We start from the raw sequence: 17,625 nt of genomic DNA, 5'->3' as shown, positions 1-17,625 counted from the left end.
CCGGTGCCACGCCATTTCTGACTGTGCCACCCCGAAACACTGGACATGACGCCCATGGCCGCCACCCCCCACAAACTCGACCGCATCGACCTGAAGATCCTCGCCGAGTTGCAGCGCAACGGCCGGATCACCAATGTCGAGCTTGCCGACCGGGTGGCTCTGTCGCCCTCGCCCTGCCTGATGCGCGTGAAGAAGCTGCAGAAGGCCGGCTACATCACCGGCTACAGCGCGCTGATCGACGTGCCGAAGCTGGGCGAGACCTTGACCGTCTTCACCGAGTTCACGCTCAAGAACCACCGGCAGATCGACTTCGCCCGCTTCCAGGAGGCGCTGGAGAAGGTGGATTCCTGCGTCGAATGCCACCTGGTCTCGGGCGGCTACGACTATCTGGCCAAGTTCGTCTGCAGCAGCATCGCCGATTACCAGAACATCCTGGAGGCGCTGATCGACCGCGACGAGGCGGGAATCGACAAGTATTTCAGCTTCGTCGTGATGAAGACGGCCTTCGCCAAGACGCAGATCCCGCTCAGCCGTCTGTTCGCCGACAAGGTCTGAGCCGCGCCGTCAGCGGTTGGCAAAGCGCGCGATCAGCTCGGGATCCTGCTCCAGCCCCGCCAGCCAGCCGGTGTCGAGCTTCGGCACCGACGAGACGAGCAGCTTGGAATAGGGATGCTGCGCCTCGGTGCTCATCGTGGCGGCGGGCAGGCGTTCGACGATCTCGCCCTTGTACATCACCAGCACGTCGTCGCAGATCGCCTCGACCGTGGACAGGTCGTGGCTGATGAACATGTAGCTGAGGCTTAGTTCGCGCTGAAGCTCCTTCAGCAGTTCGAGGATCGCCGCGGCGACGACGGTATCCAACGCCGAGGTGATCTCGTCGCACAGGATCAGCTGCGGCTCGGCCCCCAGCGCGCGGGCAAGGTTCACGCGCTGTTTCTGACCGCCCGAGAGCTCCATCGGCAGGCGGTGACGCAGGGCGGCCGGTAGCTGCACCATGTCCAGAAGCTCGATCACCCGCTTCTCGCGCGCGCGGCCCTTGATCCCGTGATAAAAGGTCAGCGGCCGGCCGAGGATCGTCTCGATGGGCTGCGCCGGGTTCAGCGCGGTATCGGCGAGCTGGAAGACGATCTGCGCCTGGCGCAGCTGCTCCTTCGACCGCTGGCCGAGGCTTGCGGGCAACGCGACGCCATTGACCAGCACCTCGCCGCGATAGGGCGGCAGGATCCCGGCGATCGCGCGGGCGAGCGTCGACTTTCCCGAGCCGGATTCGCCCACCACACCCAGATTGCGCCCGCGTTCGAGGGTGAAGCTGATATCGTCGAGGATCTTCGCGGTCGGCTCCCCGCCGCGCATCGACCCGTAGCCGGCGGACAGCCGGTCGACCTCCAGCAGCGGCGCCCGGTCGGGTCCGTCCGCGGTGGCGATCGCTTCGTGCGGCACCGGATCGAAGGCGGCGAGCAGTTCCTTTGTGTAGGGATGCCGCGGCGCGTTGACGATCTGCTCGGTGGTGCCTTCTTCCTGGATCTCGCCGCCCTTCAGCACGATGATCCGGTCGGCGATCTGCGCCACCACCGCGAGATCGTGGGTCACATAGACCCCCGCCATGTCGGACTTTTCCATGACGGAGCGGAACGCGCGCAGCACCTCGATCTGGGTGGTCACGTCGAGCGCGGTGGTCGGCTCGTCGAAGATCACCAGCTTCGGGTCGCCGATCAGCGCCATCGCGGCCGAGAGCCGCTGGAGCTGGCCGCCCGACACCTGGTGCGGGTAGCGCTGGCCGATGGTCTCGGGCGACGGCAGCGCGAGGGCGCGGAACAGCTCGACCGCCCGCGCCTCGGCTCCGGAGCGGTTCGGCAGGTTGTGGATCGCCGTCACCTCGATGACCTGATCCATGATCCGCTTGCTGGGGTTGAAGGCGGCGGCGGCGGATTGCGGGACATAGGACACCTCGGTGCCGCGAATATCCGCGCGCCGCCGCTCGGACATGGCGGTGACGTCGTGCTCGCCCAGGCGGATCGTGCCCGCGTGGATGCTGCAGCCGGGCCGGGCGTGGCCCATCAGCGACAGCGCGATGGTCGTCTTACCCGACCCGGACTCGCCGATCAGCGCGACGATCTCGCCCGGGGCGATCTCGAAGTTCACGCCCTTGATGATCTCGACCTCGCGGCCGGAATCGGTGATCGCGCCGATATGCAGGTCCCGGACGGAGACGAGGCTTTGCTTGGTCACGGCTCAGCTCCTGTCGCGGATCTTGGTGGGCAGGTTGTCGATGAACATGTTGACCGAAATCGTCAGCGTCGCGATGGTGATCGACGGGAAGATGACCGCCGGCGCGCCCAGCGACAGGCCCTCGATATTCTCGCGCACGAGCGCGCCCCAGTCCGCATTGGGCGGCTGCACCCCCAGCCCGAGGAAGGACAGGCCGGACAGCACCAGCACGATGAACACGAAGCGCAGACCCAGATCGGCCAGAACCGGGCCGAGGATATTAGGAAAGATCTCGCGCGCGATCAGATAGGGCGTCCCCTCGCCGCGGGCGCGGGCGACGGTGACGAAATCCATCGTGTTGATGTTCACCGCCAGCGCGCGGGCGAAGCGGTAGGAGCCGGGCAGGTAGATCGCCGCCAGGGTCAGCACCAGCACGGGGATCGAGGACCCGACCGCCGCCACCGCGACGAGGCCGAACAAGAGCGACGGGATGCCGTTGAAGGCGTCGAGCAGCCGCGACAGGATCATGTCGAACCAGCCGCCGATCACCGCCGCCACCATCCCCAGGACAACGCCCCCGGTGCAGGCCAGGGTGACCGCCACCAGCGCGATGCCGACGGTGTATCGCGCGCCCATCAGGATGCGCGAGAACATGTCGCGCCCGAGATAGTCGGTGCCGAGCCAGTAGTCCGCGGACATCGGCGAGAAGTAGTCCCAGTCGACGATCTCGCCCGGCGGATAGGGCGCCAGCGCCGGCCCGAATATCGCGACGAGGCCCCAGAACAGGATGACCCCGAGGCCGATGCGTCCGACCCAGTTGAAGGAATAGCCGGCGCGGCGCGGCGGGGTGGCCGGGTCGCCGGAGCGGGAGGGGCGGGAAACGGCTTTCATCAGCGGCGCAGCCTCGGGTTCGACAGAATGGCCATCAGGTCCGCCAGCGTGATCAGCGTCAGATAGCTGACGCAGAAGATCATCGCGCAGGACTGGATCAGCGGCAGGTCGCGGGTGGCGACGGCGTCGACCATCAGCTTGGCCACGCCGGGATAGTTGAAGATCGTCTCGACGATGATGACGCCGCCGACGAGATAGCTCAGCGACAGGGCGACCGCGTTGGCGATGGGCCCCAGCGCGTTGGGCAGCGCGTGTACCAGCACCATCCGGACGCGGCCGGCGCCCTTCAGCAGCGCCATCTCGACATAGGGCGTGTTGATCGTCTCGATCACCGCGGCGCGGGTCATGCGGATCATCTGCGCCGAGATGACGAAGGAGAGCGAGATCACCGGCATCGCGTAGGCCTTGAGCATCGCGGCCAGAGAGCCCGTGTCCGCACCGTAGCTGAGCGCCGGCAGCCAACCGAGCCAGACCGCGAAGATCAGCACCGCCAGGGTCGCGACCATGAATTCGGGGACCGAGATAACCGAGATGGTGAGGATCGACACCGTCCGGTCGAAGAACGAGCCGCGCCACATCGCGGCCCCGATGCCGAGGACCAGCGACACCGGCACCGACACCGCCGTCGTCACCCCGGCCAGCCGCAGCGAATTTATCAGCCTGTCGCCGATCAGCTCGGCGACCGGCATGTCGTTGACATAGGAGGTGCCGAAATCGCCGCTGACCAGCCCGCGCATCCAGCCCAGGAAGCGCAGCAGCGCCGGCTCGTCCAGCCCCATCGCCTCGCGCAAGCCCGCCACCGCCTCGGGCGTGGCGGCCTGGCCGAGCAGGATCTGGGCCACGTCGCCCGGCAGCATTTCGGTCGCGAAGAAGACCGCGAAGGAGACGATCACCAGCGTCAATAGCGCGATGGCCAGACGTTGCGCGACCAGGATCCATGTGGCGAGGGAGGCAGACAAGAAGACCTCGTCGGACAGGAGTCAAAAAAGGGACGGGCCGCGACCTGCGCGGCCCGTCCGTTCAGCCTATCAGCTTTCGAGCCAGACGTATTCGGCGAATGCGTAGCCCATCATGTTGCCCAGCGGGTTCGACTTCAGGCCGTGCATCTTGGTGGTATGCGCGTCGACGTTGGAGATGTAGACGGGGATCGCGGTGCCCGCGTCGTCGGCGACTATCTCCTGCATCTCCCAATAGATCGCCGTGCGCTTCTCCTCGTCGAGCGAGGCGCGCGCCTCGATCAGCATGGCGTCGAACTTCTCCGACTTGTACTGGCTCTCGTTCCAGGGCGCATCCGAGGCGTAGAGCAGCGAGAACAGGATGTCCGGCGTCGGCCGCGGGTTGATGTTGCCGAAATGCACGGGCGCCTTCAGCCAGTAGTTCGACCAGTAGCCGTCCGAGGGAACGCGATCGACCTTGAAGTTCATGCCGATCTCGCGGCCCGCCTGCTGCAGGATGGTCGCCATGTCCACCGAGGCGTTCGCGGCGTCGGACGCCACCAGCGGGATCTCGGTGCCCACAAGGCCGGCCGTCTCGAACAGCGCCTTGGCGCGCTCGGGATCGTAGTCCCGCGCCTTGAGGTTGGGGTTGTGGTAGCGGTTCGACGGCGGCACCGGCTGGTCGTTGCCGATCTCGGCCAGGCCGCGGAAGGCGGATTGCTGGATCGCCTCGCGGTTCAGCAGGTACTTCATCCCCTCGACAAAGCCGGCCTTGTCGCCGGGATGCAGGTCGAGCCGCATGTTGAGGTTGGTGTAGTTGCCCGAGGTGCTGACCGCGGTTTCCACCGAGTCCTGGCCCTTGAGCAGCCGCATCGAGCGCGCGCCGACCGACCCCGCATAGTCGATGTCGCCCGAGAGCAGCGCGTTGACCCGCGCGCTGTCGTCCGAGATCGCGACGAATTCGAGGCTGTCGAGATAGGGGCCCTCGGGCTTCCAGTAGTTCGGGTTCTTCACGACGACAGAGCGCACGCCGGGCTCGAAGACCTCCATGATGAAGGCGCCGGTCCCGTTGCCCTTGGAGAAATCCGTGGTGCCGTCGGCGACGATCATGAAGTGGTGCAGCGCGAGGATCGTGGGCAGGTCGGCATTGGCCGACGAGAGCACGATCTTCACCGTCTTGTCGTCGACGGCCGATATCTCGGACATCTGCGACGCGATGGAGTTCACCTTCGAGCCGACGGCCGGGTCGAGATGGCGCTGGAGCGAGAAGACGACGTCGGCGGAGGTCAGCGGCTTTCCGTCGTGGAAGGTGATGCCGTCCCTCAGCGTGACCTGCCAGGTCTTCGCGTCGTCCGAGGCGATCTCCTCGGCCAGTTCCATCTCCACCTCGCCCGCCTCGTTGAGGAAGGTCAGGCGGTTGTAGATCGAGCAGCAGCGCACGTAGTCGGTCGAGAGCGTCGCCTTCGCCGGGTCGAGCGTGTCGGCGGTCGACGTGGACCAGCCGGCCGCGCGCAGCGAGCCGCCGCTGACGGGCGTCTGCGCCACGGCCTCGGTGGCGCGCATCAGGACCGAGCCGCCGGCCGCAAGGCCCGCACCGGATGCCATCAGCATCCGCAGCAGGTCGCGGCGGGTCGCCCCTCGGCGGATCATGTCTTCGACCATCGCGTCGTCGCGGCCGGTCCAGTTTGTCGGATTCTTCGTCATCGGTTCCTCCTTGTCGGAACGGTTAGCTTGCTGGGAAATGGCGGTCTTGCGCCGCCTGGGATGCCAGGTCCGCGGCATCGGCGAACTCCGCGAGGGAGCGGAAATGATAGTCGGGCGCGGTGAAGCCCTGCGGTTCGATCGTGCCGCCATAGCCCGTCTGGGCGTGGCGGCGCTGGATCCAGACATTGGTCATGCCCAGTTCGCGCGAGATCCCGATGTCGTGATGCTGGCTCTGCGCCGCGTGCAGGATGTCCCGCTGCGCGCCGCCGGCCGCCTCGACATGGGCAAAGACCTGGCGGAAGAACGCCGGGTCGGGCTTCTCGCAGCCGGTCTCGTCGGTGGTGAAGCCCGCCCAGAACGGAAAGCCGAGCTTCGCCTGGTATTTCTCGTAGGCCCACCGGCGCGCATTGGTCATGGCGATCAGGCGGTAGCGCGTCTTGAGCCGGGCCAGCGCCTCGGCGGAATCGGGGAAGGGCTCGGCCTCGCCCACCGCGTCGATCATGTGCTGGCGGTTTTCCGGCGTGTCGGGCAGTCCCGTCGCCGCGGCGATGCGGCCGTAGCAGCGGCCGAGATCGTCGGGAAAGCGCAGCGCGTCGGGCTCGTAGCGGGCGGCGCGATAGGTCGCGAGAACGGCCTCGCCGTCGACCTCGACGCCCGCCGTCGCGGCGATGGCCGAGACCCCTGCCGTGATGGCCCCTTCGAAGTCGATCAGCGTGCCGACGACGTCAAAGCTGACATAGGCGAAGTCGGTCAGAGGTCTTGGTGCTGTCGTCGCATCCGTCAATGCGGCATTCCTCTTTCTGCGTTGCGCCGCGGCTCGCTCCGCGGTTCGGTCCGGCCGGCCCCGTCGCCAGCGGCGCGGGCTGATCCCCGTGCCGGCCGCTTCCCCGGTATCGTCAGCATCACGCCGATGGGGCGTCCGTTTGATCCATTCTCTCCGCACCCGGCGGCATTTTCTTCTCTATTCGGCCTTCCGACAGCAGATCGCGCGTGCCGGTGCCGGCCGCTCAGTATCCCCTGTCCGGATCGACCCCGCCGGGAACCGGCGCGCCGCGGCGCGTGGCCTCGATCACCGCGAGCGCGTGGCGCGCGCCCTCCTCGTGATTGGTCAGCGCGGCGACATGCGGCGTCACGATCACGCGCGGATCGCGCCAGGCCCAGTGGTCGGCGGGCAGCGGTTCCGGCTCCGTCACGTCCAGCGCGGCGGCGGCGACCTGCCCGCTGTCCAGCGCGGCGCGCAGCGCGTCGAGGTCGAGCTGTGCCCCGCGTCCCGCCTGCACCAGCAGCGCGCCCTGCGGCAGGCACGACAGGAAGCGCGCATCCATCAGCCCGCGGGTCTCGTCGGTCAGCGGCAGCAGGCAGATCAGCAGATCGCTGCGCGCCAGGAAGGTCTCCGTCCGGTCTGGCGCGTAGATGTCCATCCCTGCGACCGGCCGGCCGGAGCGGCTCAGCCCCGCGACCGGGAAACCCAGGTCGCGCAGGCTCTCGGCGACCAGCGCGCCGATGCGCCCGGTCCCCATGATCCCGACGCGCCGCGTCCGCGCCGGGCGGGTCGGCCGCGCCTGCCAGTCGCCGCGCGCCGCCTGATCGAGATAGGCCGGCATGTCGCGATGCAGCATGAGCGATGCCATCACCGTCCAGTCGCGCACCATCTCCTCAATGCCCGGCGCGACGGTGCGCGACAGCACCACGCCCTCGGGCATCGGCGGCAGGTGATCCACGCCGGCCCCGGCGCAGATCACCGCCTTCAGGTTCGGATAGCGCGACAGGTCGGCGGGCGGGTTCCAGCACAGCAGATGCGTGATCGCGTCGCGGTCCTCGACCGCGTCCTCCCCGATGACGATCGGCTCGCCGGCCGCGTCGAAGACGCGCTGCCAGACGGCGCCGCGCTCGGCGGTGGAGAGAAAAAGCAGCGTCATCAGGCCAGGGCGGCCCGGACATCCTCGTCTTCGAGCGTCCGGTCCAGCACGCGCCGCGTGCGTGCGACGATAGCGTCGATCTCGTCCTCGGTACAGCAGAGCGGCGGCGCGTAGCCCAGAACGCCCTGCGCGAAGGCGCGCAGGATCAGCCCCTCCTCCCAGGCCCGGTCGAAGAGCCGCGTCGCCGGCTGCACCGAGGCGGGCAGCGGTGTCTTCTCGGCCTTGTCCACGACCAGTTCCACCGCGGCCAGCATGCCGCGCCCGCGGACGTCGCCGACCAGGGGATGATCGCGCAGCCCCTCCAGCCCGGCCATCAGCCGCGCGCCCATCCGCCGGCCGTTCTCGAAAAGCCCGCCTTCGTAGAGCGCCAGAACCTCCAGCGCCACGGCGGCCGAGACCGGATGCGCGGAATAGGTAAAGCCGTGGCCGATCGCCTTCGCGCCCGCCCCGTCGGCGATGGTGTCGTAGACATGGTCGCTCAGAAACACCGCCCCCATCGGGACATAGCCCGAGGTCAGGCCCTTGGCGGTGGTCATGAGATCGGGCACGATGCCCTCTTCCTCGCAGGCGAAGATCGGCCCGGTCCGGCCGAAGCCGGTGATGACCTCGTCGGCGACGAATAGCACGCCGTACTCGGCACAGACCTCGCGCATCGCCTTGACCCACCCCATCGGCGGCACCAGCACACCGCCCGAGCCCTGGATCGGCTCCACGTAGAAGGCGGCGACGCGCTCCGCCCCGATCTCCTCGATCTTCGCGCGGAGTTCCGCCACCGAGGCGTCGATCACCGCCTGGTCGCCCCGAACCGGATTGCGGTAGGTGTAATGCGACGAAATCTTGTGCTGCCACGGATAGGGCAGACCGAACCCGTCATGAAAGGCCGGGAGCGCGGTCAGCCCCGCGCCGAGCGAGGACGAGCCGTGATAGCCCTGCGCGACCGAGATGAACTGGTCGCGGTCCGGCTGGCCCCTGGCGTGCCAGTAGTAGCGCACGAAGCGGATCGTGCTGTCGACCGCGTCCGACCCGCCGAGCGTGAAATAGACGTGGTCCAGATCGCCCGGCGACCGCTCGGCCAGCGCGGCGGCCAGCAGGATCGGCGCCTCGGCGCCCAGGTCGAAATACCCGGTCGCATAGGGCAGCTGGCGCATCTGCTCGGCCGCCGCGGCGACGACGCTTTCATGTCCGTAGCCGGCATTGACGCACCAGAGCCCGGCAAAGCCGTCGATCAGCCTGCGCCCCTCCGCATCACTCACGGTCGCGCCCTGCCCGCCGGTCAGGACGCGGACGCCGCGCGCCTCGTGGCCGCGGAAGGAAGAGACCGGGTGCACGAGGTGGCGGCGGTCCAGTTCGACGAGGGAATTGCTCAGCATCTGCGGCTCCGTTCAGCCCAGCGCCTGCGCGGCGAGGGCATAGGTTGTGAAAGCACGTTCGCGGGACGGCGCGGCGTCGCGGACCATCGAGACGCCGCCCCCGGCCCGGGCGAGGCCAAGAGCCTCGGCATGGTCGGAAAGGCCGGTCGCCTCGGGCAGGTCCACCCGCAGGAAGGCGCCCGCCCGGCGCGTCGCGGCCTCGGCGATCAGCGCGCGGGCCGTCGCGGCGTCGCGCGCCACCACCGGCCCGACCACATGGCCCCGGCCGAAGGGGCGCAGCATGGCGAATCCGCCCTCGGCCAGCAGCATCTCGCCGGTCTCCAGGATCGCCGACAGCAGGGCCGCGCGCGACGTACCCGATGCGTCGAGATCCGCCTTGGCGAAGGCTGCCAGGTCGCCGCGCCCGCCGCTGCGCACGGGCATTTCCGGCGCCGCGGCGCGGGCGGTGCCCTGGTGCTGAAGCACGCGCCCAGTCGCCGCAAAGCCGAGCTTTTCGTAAAGCGGCAGCCCGTCGGTCGTGGCAACGAGCCGCTGCTCGCGGCCCTCGGCCGGCTCCATCACCCGGCGCATCAGCGCCTGTCCGAGCCCGCAGCCACGCCGGTCCTCGGCGACGATGATCATGTTGAGCGCCGCCACCGCGCCGAAATCCGACCGCATCGCCGTGCCGACCACCCGGTCGCCGTCCAGCGCCACGACGCCCTCGGACACGCGCAGCGTCAGCGCCCAGTCCTCCGCCCGGTGCGGCCAGCCGACCGCGCGCGAAAGCTCCAGCGCGCCCGGGATATGCTCCGGCGTGAAGGCGGCGAAGTCGGCCGCGGGGCGGGCCGCCGCAGCGAGCGTCTTGTCGTGCATGATGCGCCCTTTTCGTTCTGTCTGCGCCGCAGGCTAAAGCGCCGCGCGCGGCATCTTGCGCCTGATCCGAGGGCGCGACGGCGAATTCCCGTGCCCGCCGGCGCGGCGCGCCGCAGGATATGCTGCGCTCAGCACAGCCGCCGGCCCAGGGCTTGGACCATTTCGACGGTCGCTGCCAGCTCCGCCTCGGTCAGGTATTCCTCGGGCTTGTGCGCCCGGGCGATGTCGCCGGGGCCGCAGATGATCGCCGGAATGCCCGCCTGCTGGAACAGCCCCGCCTCGGTGCCGAAGGACACCGCGCCGACCGGCGCGTTGCCGGAAATCGCCGCCGCCAGCGCCGCCAGATCGTGATCCGGGTCGAGCGCCAGCGCGGGATAGGAGGACAGCCACTCGACCTCGACCCCCGGCAGCGTCGTCACCGGGTCGAGCAGCGACCGCGGTTCCACACCGGCGATGCCGCGCGCCTCGATGCACGCCTCGGCGCGGTCGGGGATGATGTTCAGCGCCTGCCCGCCCGCCACGGTGCCGATCTGGAGCGACGAATAGGGCGGCGCGAAGCGCGCGTCCTGCGGTCCGTCGCGCAGCGCCTCGGCCTGGGCCGCCGCCGCGTTCAGCGCAGGCAGCAGGGCGTGGATCGCGTTCTCGCCCTGATCGGGGCGCGAGCTGTGCCCGGCGCGCCCCCGCGCCGTCACCTTCACCGCCGCCTTGCCCTTGTGCGCGAGCACCGGCACGAGCCCGGAGGGCTCGCCCACGATGCAGCCGAGCGGCGGCGCGCAGAGCTCTGGCAGCCGCGCCAGCATGTGCGGCACGCCCCTGCAGCCGAGTTCCTCGTCATAGGAGAGCGCGACATGCACCGGCGCCGCCAGCGGCATCGCCGCCAGCGCCGGCACCGCGGCCAGCACCGCCGCATCGAAGCCCTTCATGTCGCAGGCGCCGCGCCCGATCAGCCGCCCGCCCGCGCGCCGCAGCGCGAACGGGTCGCCCTGCCATTCCGGCTCCTCCGCGGGCACCACGTCGACATGCCCCGACAGGACATAGCCGGGCCGGCCGGGATCGCCGATCGTCGCGAAGAGATTGCTGCGGTCGCCCTCCGGCCCCGGCAGGAGATGCACCCGCGCGCCGCAGGACGCGAGGTGGTCGGCCACAAACGTCATCAGGTCGTCGTTCGGCCGGCCGGCCACCGTCGGGAAGCTCACCAGCCGGTCCAGCAGCGCGGCGGCGTCGGTCGGGTCGGGATCGGCAATCGGCATGGGCGTGTCCTGCGGCGCGGTGTCGGCCTCAGCATGCGCCGCGCGCGCCGAAACCCGGCACCGAATGCGGACGCGGCGCGGCAGGGCCTGCCGCGCCGGCCCGCGGAAACGCAATTTCCTGCGCCCCGGACCGCCCAACGCAGCGATCCCTGTCAAGCCGGTCGGCCCATCATGGCCCAAACACGCATTCCGGAGACAGACATGACCTTCCGCCCCAAGTTCATCACTTTCGACTGCCACGGCACGATGATCTTCTTCGACATGGCCGGCGCGGCGCGCGACCACTATGCCGATACGCTCGGCCCGGAGCGGATGGAGGTCTTCATCCGCGATTTCGCGGCCTACCGCCTGGACGAGGTGCTCGGCGCGTGGAAGCCCTATGCGGAGGTCGTGCACGATTCGCTGGAGCGCACCTGCAAGCGCAACGGTGTGGCCTTCGACCCGGCCATCGCGCAGGCCATCTACGAGCGCGTGCCGAGCTGGGGGCCGCATGCGGACGTGCCGGACGGGCTGTCGCGCATCGCCGGGAAGATCCCGCTGGTGGCGCTGACCAACTCGATGAACGACCAGATCGTGCGTAACGTCGCGAAGCTCGGCGCCCCCATAGATCATGTCTTTACCGCCGAGAGCGCGGGCGCCTACAAGCCGCAGATGCGACCGTTCGAATACATGTTCGACCAGCTCGGCTGCGGCCCGGAGGACGTGCTGCACGTGTCGTCGAGCTTCCGCTACGACCTGATGACGGCGCACGATCTGGGGATCGCGAACAAGGTCTGGGTGAATCGCGGACATGAGCCGGCGAACCCGTTCTACGGCTATACCGAGATCCGGGACGTCTCGGGCCTGCCCGGCGTCGTCGGACTCTGAGGGACGCGCCGCGAGATGGAATACAGATCCTACTGGCACGCCACCTCGGCGCCCTTTACCGGCGGGGAGCCGGGTCCGGTCGAGGGGCGCGCCGATGTCGCGGTGATCGGCGCGGGGTTCACCGGCCTGAGCGCGGCGCTGAAGCTCGCCCGCGCGGGCGTCTCCGTTGCCGTGCTGGAGGCCGAGCATGTCGGTGCGGGCGGGTCCGGGCGCAATGGCGGGCATCTCAACAACGGGCTCGCCCACGGCTATGCCGAGGCCAAGGCGCATCTCGGGGCGGAGCGGGCGCATGCGCTCTACAAGGCCTACGACCGCTCGATCGACATGATCGAGGAGGTGATCGCCGAGGAAGGCATCGATTGCGACTTCCGCCGCGCCGGCAAACTCAAGCTCGCCTCGAAGCCCGGCCATGTCGCCGGGTTGCGCGCCGGGTTCGAGGTGATCCAGCGCGAGGTGGATCCCGACACGCGCTTTCTCCAGAAGCCGGACCTGGCGGGCGAGGTCGGCTCGGACGCCTTCCACGCCGCGATGCTCTATCCGAAATCGGCGATGATGCATATGGGCCGCTACGCGAACGGCGTCGCCGAGGCGGCGCGGCGGCACGGGACGCGCATCTGGGAGGGCGCGCCGGTCACCGGCCGCCGCCGCGACGGCACCGGCTGGATCGTCGAGACGCCCCGGGGCACGATCCGCGCCGACCGGGTGATCGCCGCGACCGGCGCCTATTCAGGGCGCGAGCCGGACGCCCCGCTCGGCCATTTCCGCCGCCGGGTCATCGCCGTGGGCTCCTTCATCGTCGCGACGCGCCCGCTGACCGGGGCCGAGGTCGCCGCCACCATGCCCGGCGACCGCACCTGCGTGACGACGATGAATATCGGCAACTACTTCCGCCTCTCGCCGGACCGCCGGCTGATCTTCGGCGGCCGCGCACGCTTTTCCGCGACGTCGGACCAGCAGTCGGACGCGCGCTCGGGCACGATCCTGCGTGCCCAGATGGAGAAGGTCTTTCCGAACCTGGCCGGGATCGACATCGACTATTGCTGGGGCGGGCTCGTCGACATGACCGCCGACCGCTATCCGCGCGTCGGAGAGGCCGACGGGATGCTCTACGGCATGGGCTATTCCGGCCACGGCGCGCAGATCTCCACGCTGGTCGGGCAGGTGCTGGCGGACATGGCGATGGGGAACGACGAGACGAACCCGCTGCGCGGCCTCGACTGGCCCAAGGTGCCGCTGCATTCGGGCAAGCCGTGGTTCCTGCCGCTGGTCGGGCTCTGGTTCGGGCTGAAGGACCGGTTGTCCTGACGCGCGGCGGGCGCCGACGGCGGCCCGCCCTATCCCAGCGAATGCGTCGCCAGCCCGTAGACCACCGGACCCGACAGCGCGCGGCGCATCCGCCCGAGGCGCATCTCGGTCACCGTGTCATAGACCCCCAGTCCCGCGGCGGCGAGAAAGGCCGAGAAGCGGTCGCTTTCGACCGGCGTGTCGAACCGCAGGAACGTGCCGGCATGCGCCATGACGAAGGGCGCGGCCAGATGCATGGCGATCTCGTCGGCCTCGGCAATGACCGGCCCGATCACCTTGCCCTTGCCGAAGTCCCGCAGCATCGCGAAGCCGATCGCCGCGCCGCCCCGCTCCGCGACCAGCGTCTCGGAGACCTCGCAGAGCACGTCGAGCATGCCGCTGCGCGGCGCCCCGTAGGCATGGGCATCGAGCGCGCGGATCGCCTCGAAGTCCCGTGGCTCGGCCGGGCGGACGGTCAGTCCCGGCACCGGCTCCGGCGCGTGGATTGTCCGCGCCACGCCCTGATGCTGATAGACCGGACCCACCGGAACGAACCCCGCGCTTTCATACAGTCGATAACCCTCGCGGGTCGCCGACAGGCGCAGGTCGCAGCCCGAGCAATCCGCCATGACCCGGCGCAACAGCCGGCGTCCCGCACCATGCGCCTGCAGCCGCGGCGTCGTGACCATCATCCCGCACATCGCGAAATCCTCGCCGCTCTTGAAGCTCATCGCCGAGCCGAGCGGGCGGCCGATCTCGTCGACCGCGATATAGCCGTGACCCATCCGCAGGAACAGCTCCAGATCGGGCGCGCGGTGCGGCCAGAATACGCTGATCGTCAACTCGTGCAGAAGCCCGATCTTCGATGCGTCGAGCGTGTCGATCCGCGCCATGAAGGCGTCGACCTGCATCCAGTCCCGCGCCACTTCCGGCACGTCGCGCTGCATGAACGCCGCATAGCGCTTTTTCGCCAGTTCCGGCATCGCCGCGATTCCGGCTTTCGGCAAACCGATGACCGCCTGCTCCCGCTCGTCCTGCATGGTATGATCTTCTCGTTGCCGCACCGTGGGAGCGCAAGGCCCACCTTCCCCGTTTATGCCTGTCCTCGCAGGAAGTATTCTGCCGTTTCCAGCCGTCATTCCGAAGTTTCTGCCGTTGGCCCGCCGCCGGTCCCTCTCTGCCGGAGGTCTGTTCGGATGACCTTGGTGTGACGCCTGACCGAGGTGACGTGCCGCTTAGGTGGCCCGCCCGCTGGGCGTCATGGGAAGGACCAGAGAATGCCTGGGAGGCGAGAGAAGCCCGAGGAGATCGTTCCGAAGCTGCGGCAGGTGGATGTACTGCAGGGGCTGTCGGTCTTCTGCGCCCTCGCCTGCCGGACGTTTACTGGGAGTCCTGCAATTCGCAGACCTCCTTCAACGCCTTCTTGTCGATCTTGCCGTTTGCGTTTTTCGGGAACTCATCCAGGAAGTACACATGTTTGGGAGCCTTGAAGCCGATGCTGCCCTTGGCGAAGGCGACAAGATCCTCGGCGGTCAGGCCGGCATCCGCCTTGACCACGCAGGCGACGACGACCTGCCCCCATTCCTCGTCGGGCCGGCCGATGACCGATGCCTCCGAAACGCCGGGATGTTCGCAAAGCGCCTCTTCGACGTCCCGGGGGGCGATGTTCATGCCGCCACTGATGATCATGTCGTCGATCCGGCCGAGCAGATAGACGTATCCGTGTTCGTCCATTCGGCCCAGGTCGTTCGTGTGCAACCAACCGTTGCGCAACGTGTCGAGGGTCAGGTCGTGGCGGTTCCAGTAGCCGCTCATCACATGCGGCGCGCGAACGACGATCTCACCGGGCTCACCGATCGGGACTTCGTTGTCGTCCTCGTCGGCAATCCGCATCTCCAGGCTCATCCAGGGTCGGCCAACCGATGTCAGCCGTTCAGGAAAATCCGACTCCAGGTCATGATCGTCCGCCTTGAGTATGGTCAGAGTAATCGCCGCTTCGCTCTGGCCATAGATCTGGACATAGTCCACCGGGTAGAGCGCCATCGCCCGCTTCAGATCCTCGATGGGCATCGGGCTGGCGCCGTACATGATGGTCTTCAAAGACGGTGTCGGGATCTCCTCGATGCCCGGCGTCTTGATGATGCGCTGCAACATTGTCGGCACGAGCTTCAACGTCTGTATCCCGTGTTCGGCGATCAGCCGGACCGAGGCCTCGGCGTCGAATTTCGGCATGATGACGCTGCAGCCGCCGTTCAGGTAGTAGGTCAGTGCGAAGAACGAGGAACTGTGGCACATGGGCTGGGTCAACAGGATCTTCTGCCCGTTCTCCCACGGCCCCATTTCCATCATGAGGTTCTGGACCACGGCCGACACGGCGCGGTGGCTGATCATCACGCCCTTGGGCCGTCCGGTGCTTCCGGAGGTGTAGAATAGGCAATAGATTTTCTCGGGATCGAAACGCCCCTCGACCGGCGTGGCGTCGGCTGACGCGATGACCGCCTCGTAGTCCTCGGCGCCCGCGGCCGCGCCCTGCCCCGCCCCGATCCGTATCAGGCCGGTTGGCGCGTCGCCGTCGGCGATCAGCTCGTCGACCATCGCATCCATGCCGGAGTCGTAGATCAGCACGGAGGCGCCGGCATCGTCGAGGATGTATTGCACATCCCGCCGTTTCAGTTGCGGATTGATGGCGACGCGGATGAACTCCGCCTTGGCAATGGCGAACTCGATCTCGCAGAATTCGATCTGGTTGCCGACAAGCATGGCAACCCGGTCTCTTGGCTTGCAGTCGCGCGATTTCAGGGCGTTCGCCAGCCTGTTGGACCGGTCGTCCACCTGGGAGAATGTCCGTGACTGGTCTCCGCAGATAAACGCAGTCCTGTTGCCGAAACTCCTGGCGGCGCGGGTCAGCTGGTCGGAAACGGTCATGGCGCTGTCACGGGGCCGGAGGGAGACATTGTTCATAGCGCTTCGAGGATCTGGATCGAACATGCGCCGTAATCCATGCCGGAGATCCCGCCCCCCATCGTATGCGCCAGCGCGATCCTGGCACCGTCGACCTGCCGGGCGCCGGCGGTGCCGCGCAATTGCCGGGTGAGCTCGACGATCTGCGCCACGCCGGTGGCGCCGATCGGGTGACCTCTGACCAGCAGACCGCCGCCGGCATTGACCGGGACGCGGCCGCCGATGGAGGTTTCGCCGTCATGCAGCAGCTTCGGCCCGTCGCCGAAGCCGCACAGGCCAAGCGCCTCGTAATAGATCAGCTCACCGACGGTGAAGGCGTCGTGAAGCTCCACGACGTCGATGTCTTCCGGGCCCAGACCGGCCTGATCGTAAGCCGTCCTGGCCGACTCCTGCACGCGGACGGCCCTTGCCATGTCGTGCGATGCTCCTGCGGAACCGAGGCCGGAATTGAGCAGCGCCGCGCGGACCCAAACCGGCTTGAGCCCCAGTTGCCTCGCCCTTGTCTCGGAACAGACGATCGCCGCCGCCGCGCCGTCGCCACTCGGGCAGCACTGAAGCAATGTGAGGGGATCGGCGATGCGGCGTGAGGCCAGAACCTCCTGCACGGTGACCGGGGTCTGGTATTGCGCGTCCGGGTTTTTCGCTCCATGGGCCCGGGCCTTGACCGACACGGCGGCCAGATCCTCGGGCGTTGTCCCGGTTTCGTGCATGTAGCGGCGCGCGCGCAGGGCGTAATAGGCGGGCATGGACAGGCCCTGCTGCACGTCGCCGTCTTCCCTTTCGAGCGGAAGCAGGCCGCCATCGAACCTGGTGAGTTTCTCGGCCCCGATGACAAGAACCAGGTCGTGCGCGCCGGACGTCACAGTCTGACAGGCAAGATTGAAGGCGGCAGCGCTGCTGGAACACGCATCTTCGGTGTTGATGATCGGACCGCCCGTCATCCCCAGGGCCTTGAGGATTCTCTGCCCTGCGAGCATGCCCCCCAATGCGGTGCCGCAAAAGGTGGCCTGGATGTCGGCCCGTTCGACCCCGCTGTCCAGCAAGGCCTGCTTAACGGCCGGCCAGGCGATATCGGCCAGGGTCTTTTCCCGATACCGGTCGAACTTGACCATGCCGACACCGGCGACGACAGCCCCGGTCATGACGGCCGATCTTTCGCTGCGTCTTGCCCGGAGGAAGCCACGGGGCGAAAAGCATAGGTGAAGCGCCGCTCATCGCATGACGGATGAGTGACCTCTTTCAGGGTCAGAGCGACCCGCTGTCCGACATGAACGGATGTCTCGCCGCCGGGTGCTGGCAGAGGAATTCTAACTAGTCTCAGCTTGGACAGTGACGCTGTCCCTTATGCCGCGCAGAGACCGCGCCACTCGGCGAGAGCGGCGGC

15 protein-coding genes are annotated in these 17,625 nt (G+C 68.3%); 3 read left to right on the top strand and 12 right to left on the bottom strand.

Annotation, left to right across the window (positions count from 1 at the left end):
- Positions 1 to 54 precede the first annotated feature (54 nt).
- Entirely contained in the window at positions 55 to 555 is a 501-nt protein-coding gene (locus tag P1J78_RS09500; protein ID WP_275567108.1) for an Lrp/AsnC family transcriptional regulator, read from the top strand.
- A 9-nt stretch (positions 556 to 564) separates the two neighbouring features.
- On the opposite strand, the gene P1J78_RS09495 is transcribed toward P1J78_RS09500, so the two are convergent.
- From P1J78_RS09495 to argE, 9 genes are all read right to left on the bottom strand, one after another.
- Positions 565 to 2,229 (bottom strand): ABC transporter ATP-binding protein, encoded by a 1,665-nt coding sequence (locus P1J78_RS09495; RefSeq protein ID WP_275567107.1) that lies wholly within the window; start codon positions 2,227 to 2,229, stop codon positions 565 to 567.
- Between the two features lie 3 nt (positions 2,230 to 2,232).
- Positions 2,233 to 3,099 carry an ABC transporter permease gene (locus tag P1J78_RS09490; RefSeq protein ID WP_275567106.1) on the bottom strand — a complete coding sequence of 289 codons (867 nt, stop codon included), beginning with the start codon at positions 3,097 to 3,099 and terminating at the stop codon, positions 2,233 to 2,235.
- Positions 3,099 to 4,058: an ABC transporter permease gene (locus P1J78_RS09485; RefSeq protein WP_275567105.1), complete on the bottom strand. Its 960-nt coding sequence runs from the start codon at positions 4,056 to 4,058 to the stop codon at positions 3,099 to 3,101. The genes P1J78_RS09490 and P1J78_RS09485 overlap by 1 nt, the downstream gene beginning before the upstream one ends.
- 69 nt (positions 4,059 to 4,127) lie before the next feature.
- Positions 4,128 to 5,738 carry an ABC transporter substrate-binding protein gene (locus P1J78_RS09480; RefSeq protein ID WP_275567104.1) on the bottom strand — a complete coding sequence of 537 codons (1,611 nt, stop codon included), beginning with the start codon at positions 5,736 to 5,738 and terminating at the stop codon, positions 4,128 to 4,130.
- 22 nt (positions 5,739 to 5,760) lie between these two features.
- Positions 5,761 to 6,522, bottom strand: a complete 762-nt coding sequence (locus P1J78_RS09475) for an HAD-IA family hydrolase (protein WP_275567103.1) — start codon at positions 6,520 to 6,522, stop codon at positions 5,761 to 5,763.
- A 223-nt stretch (positions 6,523 to 6,745) separates the two neighbouring features.
- Positions 6,746 to 7,657 (bottom strand): 2-hydroxyacid dehydrogenase, encoded by a 912-nt coding sequence (locus tag P1J78_RS09470; protein ID WP_275567102.1) that lies wholly within the window; start codon positions 7,655 to 7,657, stop codon positions 6,746 to 6,748.
- Positions 7,657 to 9,027, bottom strand: coding sequence for an aspartate aminotransferase family protein (locus P1J78_RS09465; RefSeq protein ID WP_275567101.1), 1,371 nt, complete (start codon positions 9,025 to 9,027; stop codon positions 7,657 to 7,659). The genes P1J78_RS09470 and P1J78_RS09465 overlap by 1 nt, the downstream gene beginning before the upstream one ends.
- Before the next feature lie 12 nt (positions 9,028 to 9,039).
- On the bottom strand, positions 9,040 to 9,879 hold the full coding sequence (locus P1J78_RS09460; RefSeq protein ID WP_275567100.1) for a GNAT family N-acetyltransferase: 840 nt from the start codon (positions 9,877 to 9,879) through the stop codon (positions 9,040 to 9,042).
- Positions 9,880 to 10,007: 128 nt separating this feature from the next.
- On the bottom strand, positions 10,008 to 11,129 hold the full coding sequence (argE, locus tag P1J78_RS09455; protein ID WP_275567099.1) for an acetylornithine deacetylase: 1,122 nt from the start codon (positions 11,127 to 11,129) through the stop codon (positions 10,008 to 10,010).
- A gap of 201 nt (positions 11,130 to 11,330) precedes the next feature.
- Between argE and P1J78_RS09450 the strand changes: the two genes are divergently transcribed.
- Both P1J78_RS09450 and P1J78_RS09445 read left to right on the top strand, forming a co-directional pair.
- Complete coding sequence (locus P1J78_RS09450) at positions 11,331 to 11,996, top strand: haloacid dehalogenase type II (RefSeq protein ID WP_275567098.1); 666 nt, start codon at positions 11,331 to 11,333, stop codon at positions 11,994 to 11,996.
- Between the two features lie 15 nt (positions 11,997 to 12,011).
- Positions 12,012 to 13,301 (top strand): NAD(P)/FAD-dependent oxidoreductase, encoded by a 1,290-nt coding sequence (locus P1J78_RS09445; protein WP_275567097.1) that lies wholly within the window; start codon positions 12,012 to 12,014, stop codon positions 13,299 to 13,301.
- Between the two features lie 29 nt (positions 13,302 to 13,330).
- Here P1J78_RS09445 and P1J78_RS09440 read toward each other — a convergent pair whose 3' ends face one another.
- The 3 genes from P1J78_RS09440 to P1J78_RS09430 form a co-directional block, all read right to left on the bottom strand.
- Positions 13,331 to 14,320, bottom strand: a complete 990-nt coding sequence (locus tag P1J78_RS09440) for a GNAT family N-acetyltransferase (RefSeq protein WP_275567096.1) — start codon at positions 14,318 to 14,320, stop codon at positions 13,331 to 13,333.
- A gap of 340 nt (positions 14,321 to 14,660) precedes the next feature.
- Positions 14,661 to 16,205 carry a class I adenylate-forming enzyme family protein gene (locus P1J78_RS09435; protein WP_275567095.1) on the bottom strand — a complete coding sequence of 515 codons (1,545 nt, stop codon included), beginning with the start codon at positions 16,203 to 16,205 and terminating at the stop codon, positions 14,661 to 14,663.
- Positions 16,206 to 16,237: 32 nt separating this feature from the next.
- Complete coding sequence (locus P1J78_RS09430; RefSeq protein ID WP_275567094.1) at positions 16,238 to 17,383, bottom strand: thiolase family protein; 1,146 nt, start codon at positions 17,381 to 17,383, stop codon at positions 16,238 to 16,240.
- Positions 17,384 to 17,625 lie beyond the last annotated feature (242 nt).

This window comes from Psychromarinibacter sediminicola (assembly GCF_029168335.1).
GTDB lineage: Bacteria > Pseudomonadota > Alphaproteobacteria > Rhodobacterales > Rhodobacteraceae > Psychromarinibacter > Psychromarinibacter sediminicola.
This window is presented reverse-complemented; position numbering and strand designations above follow the sequence as displayed.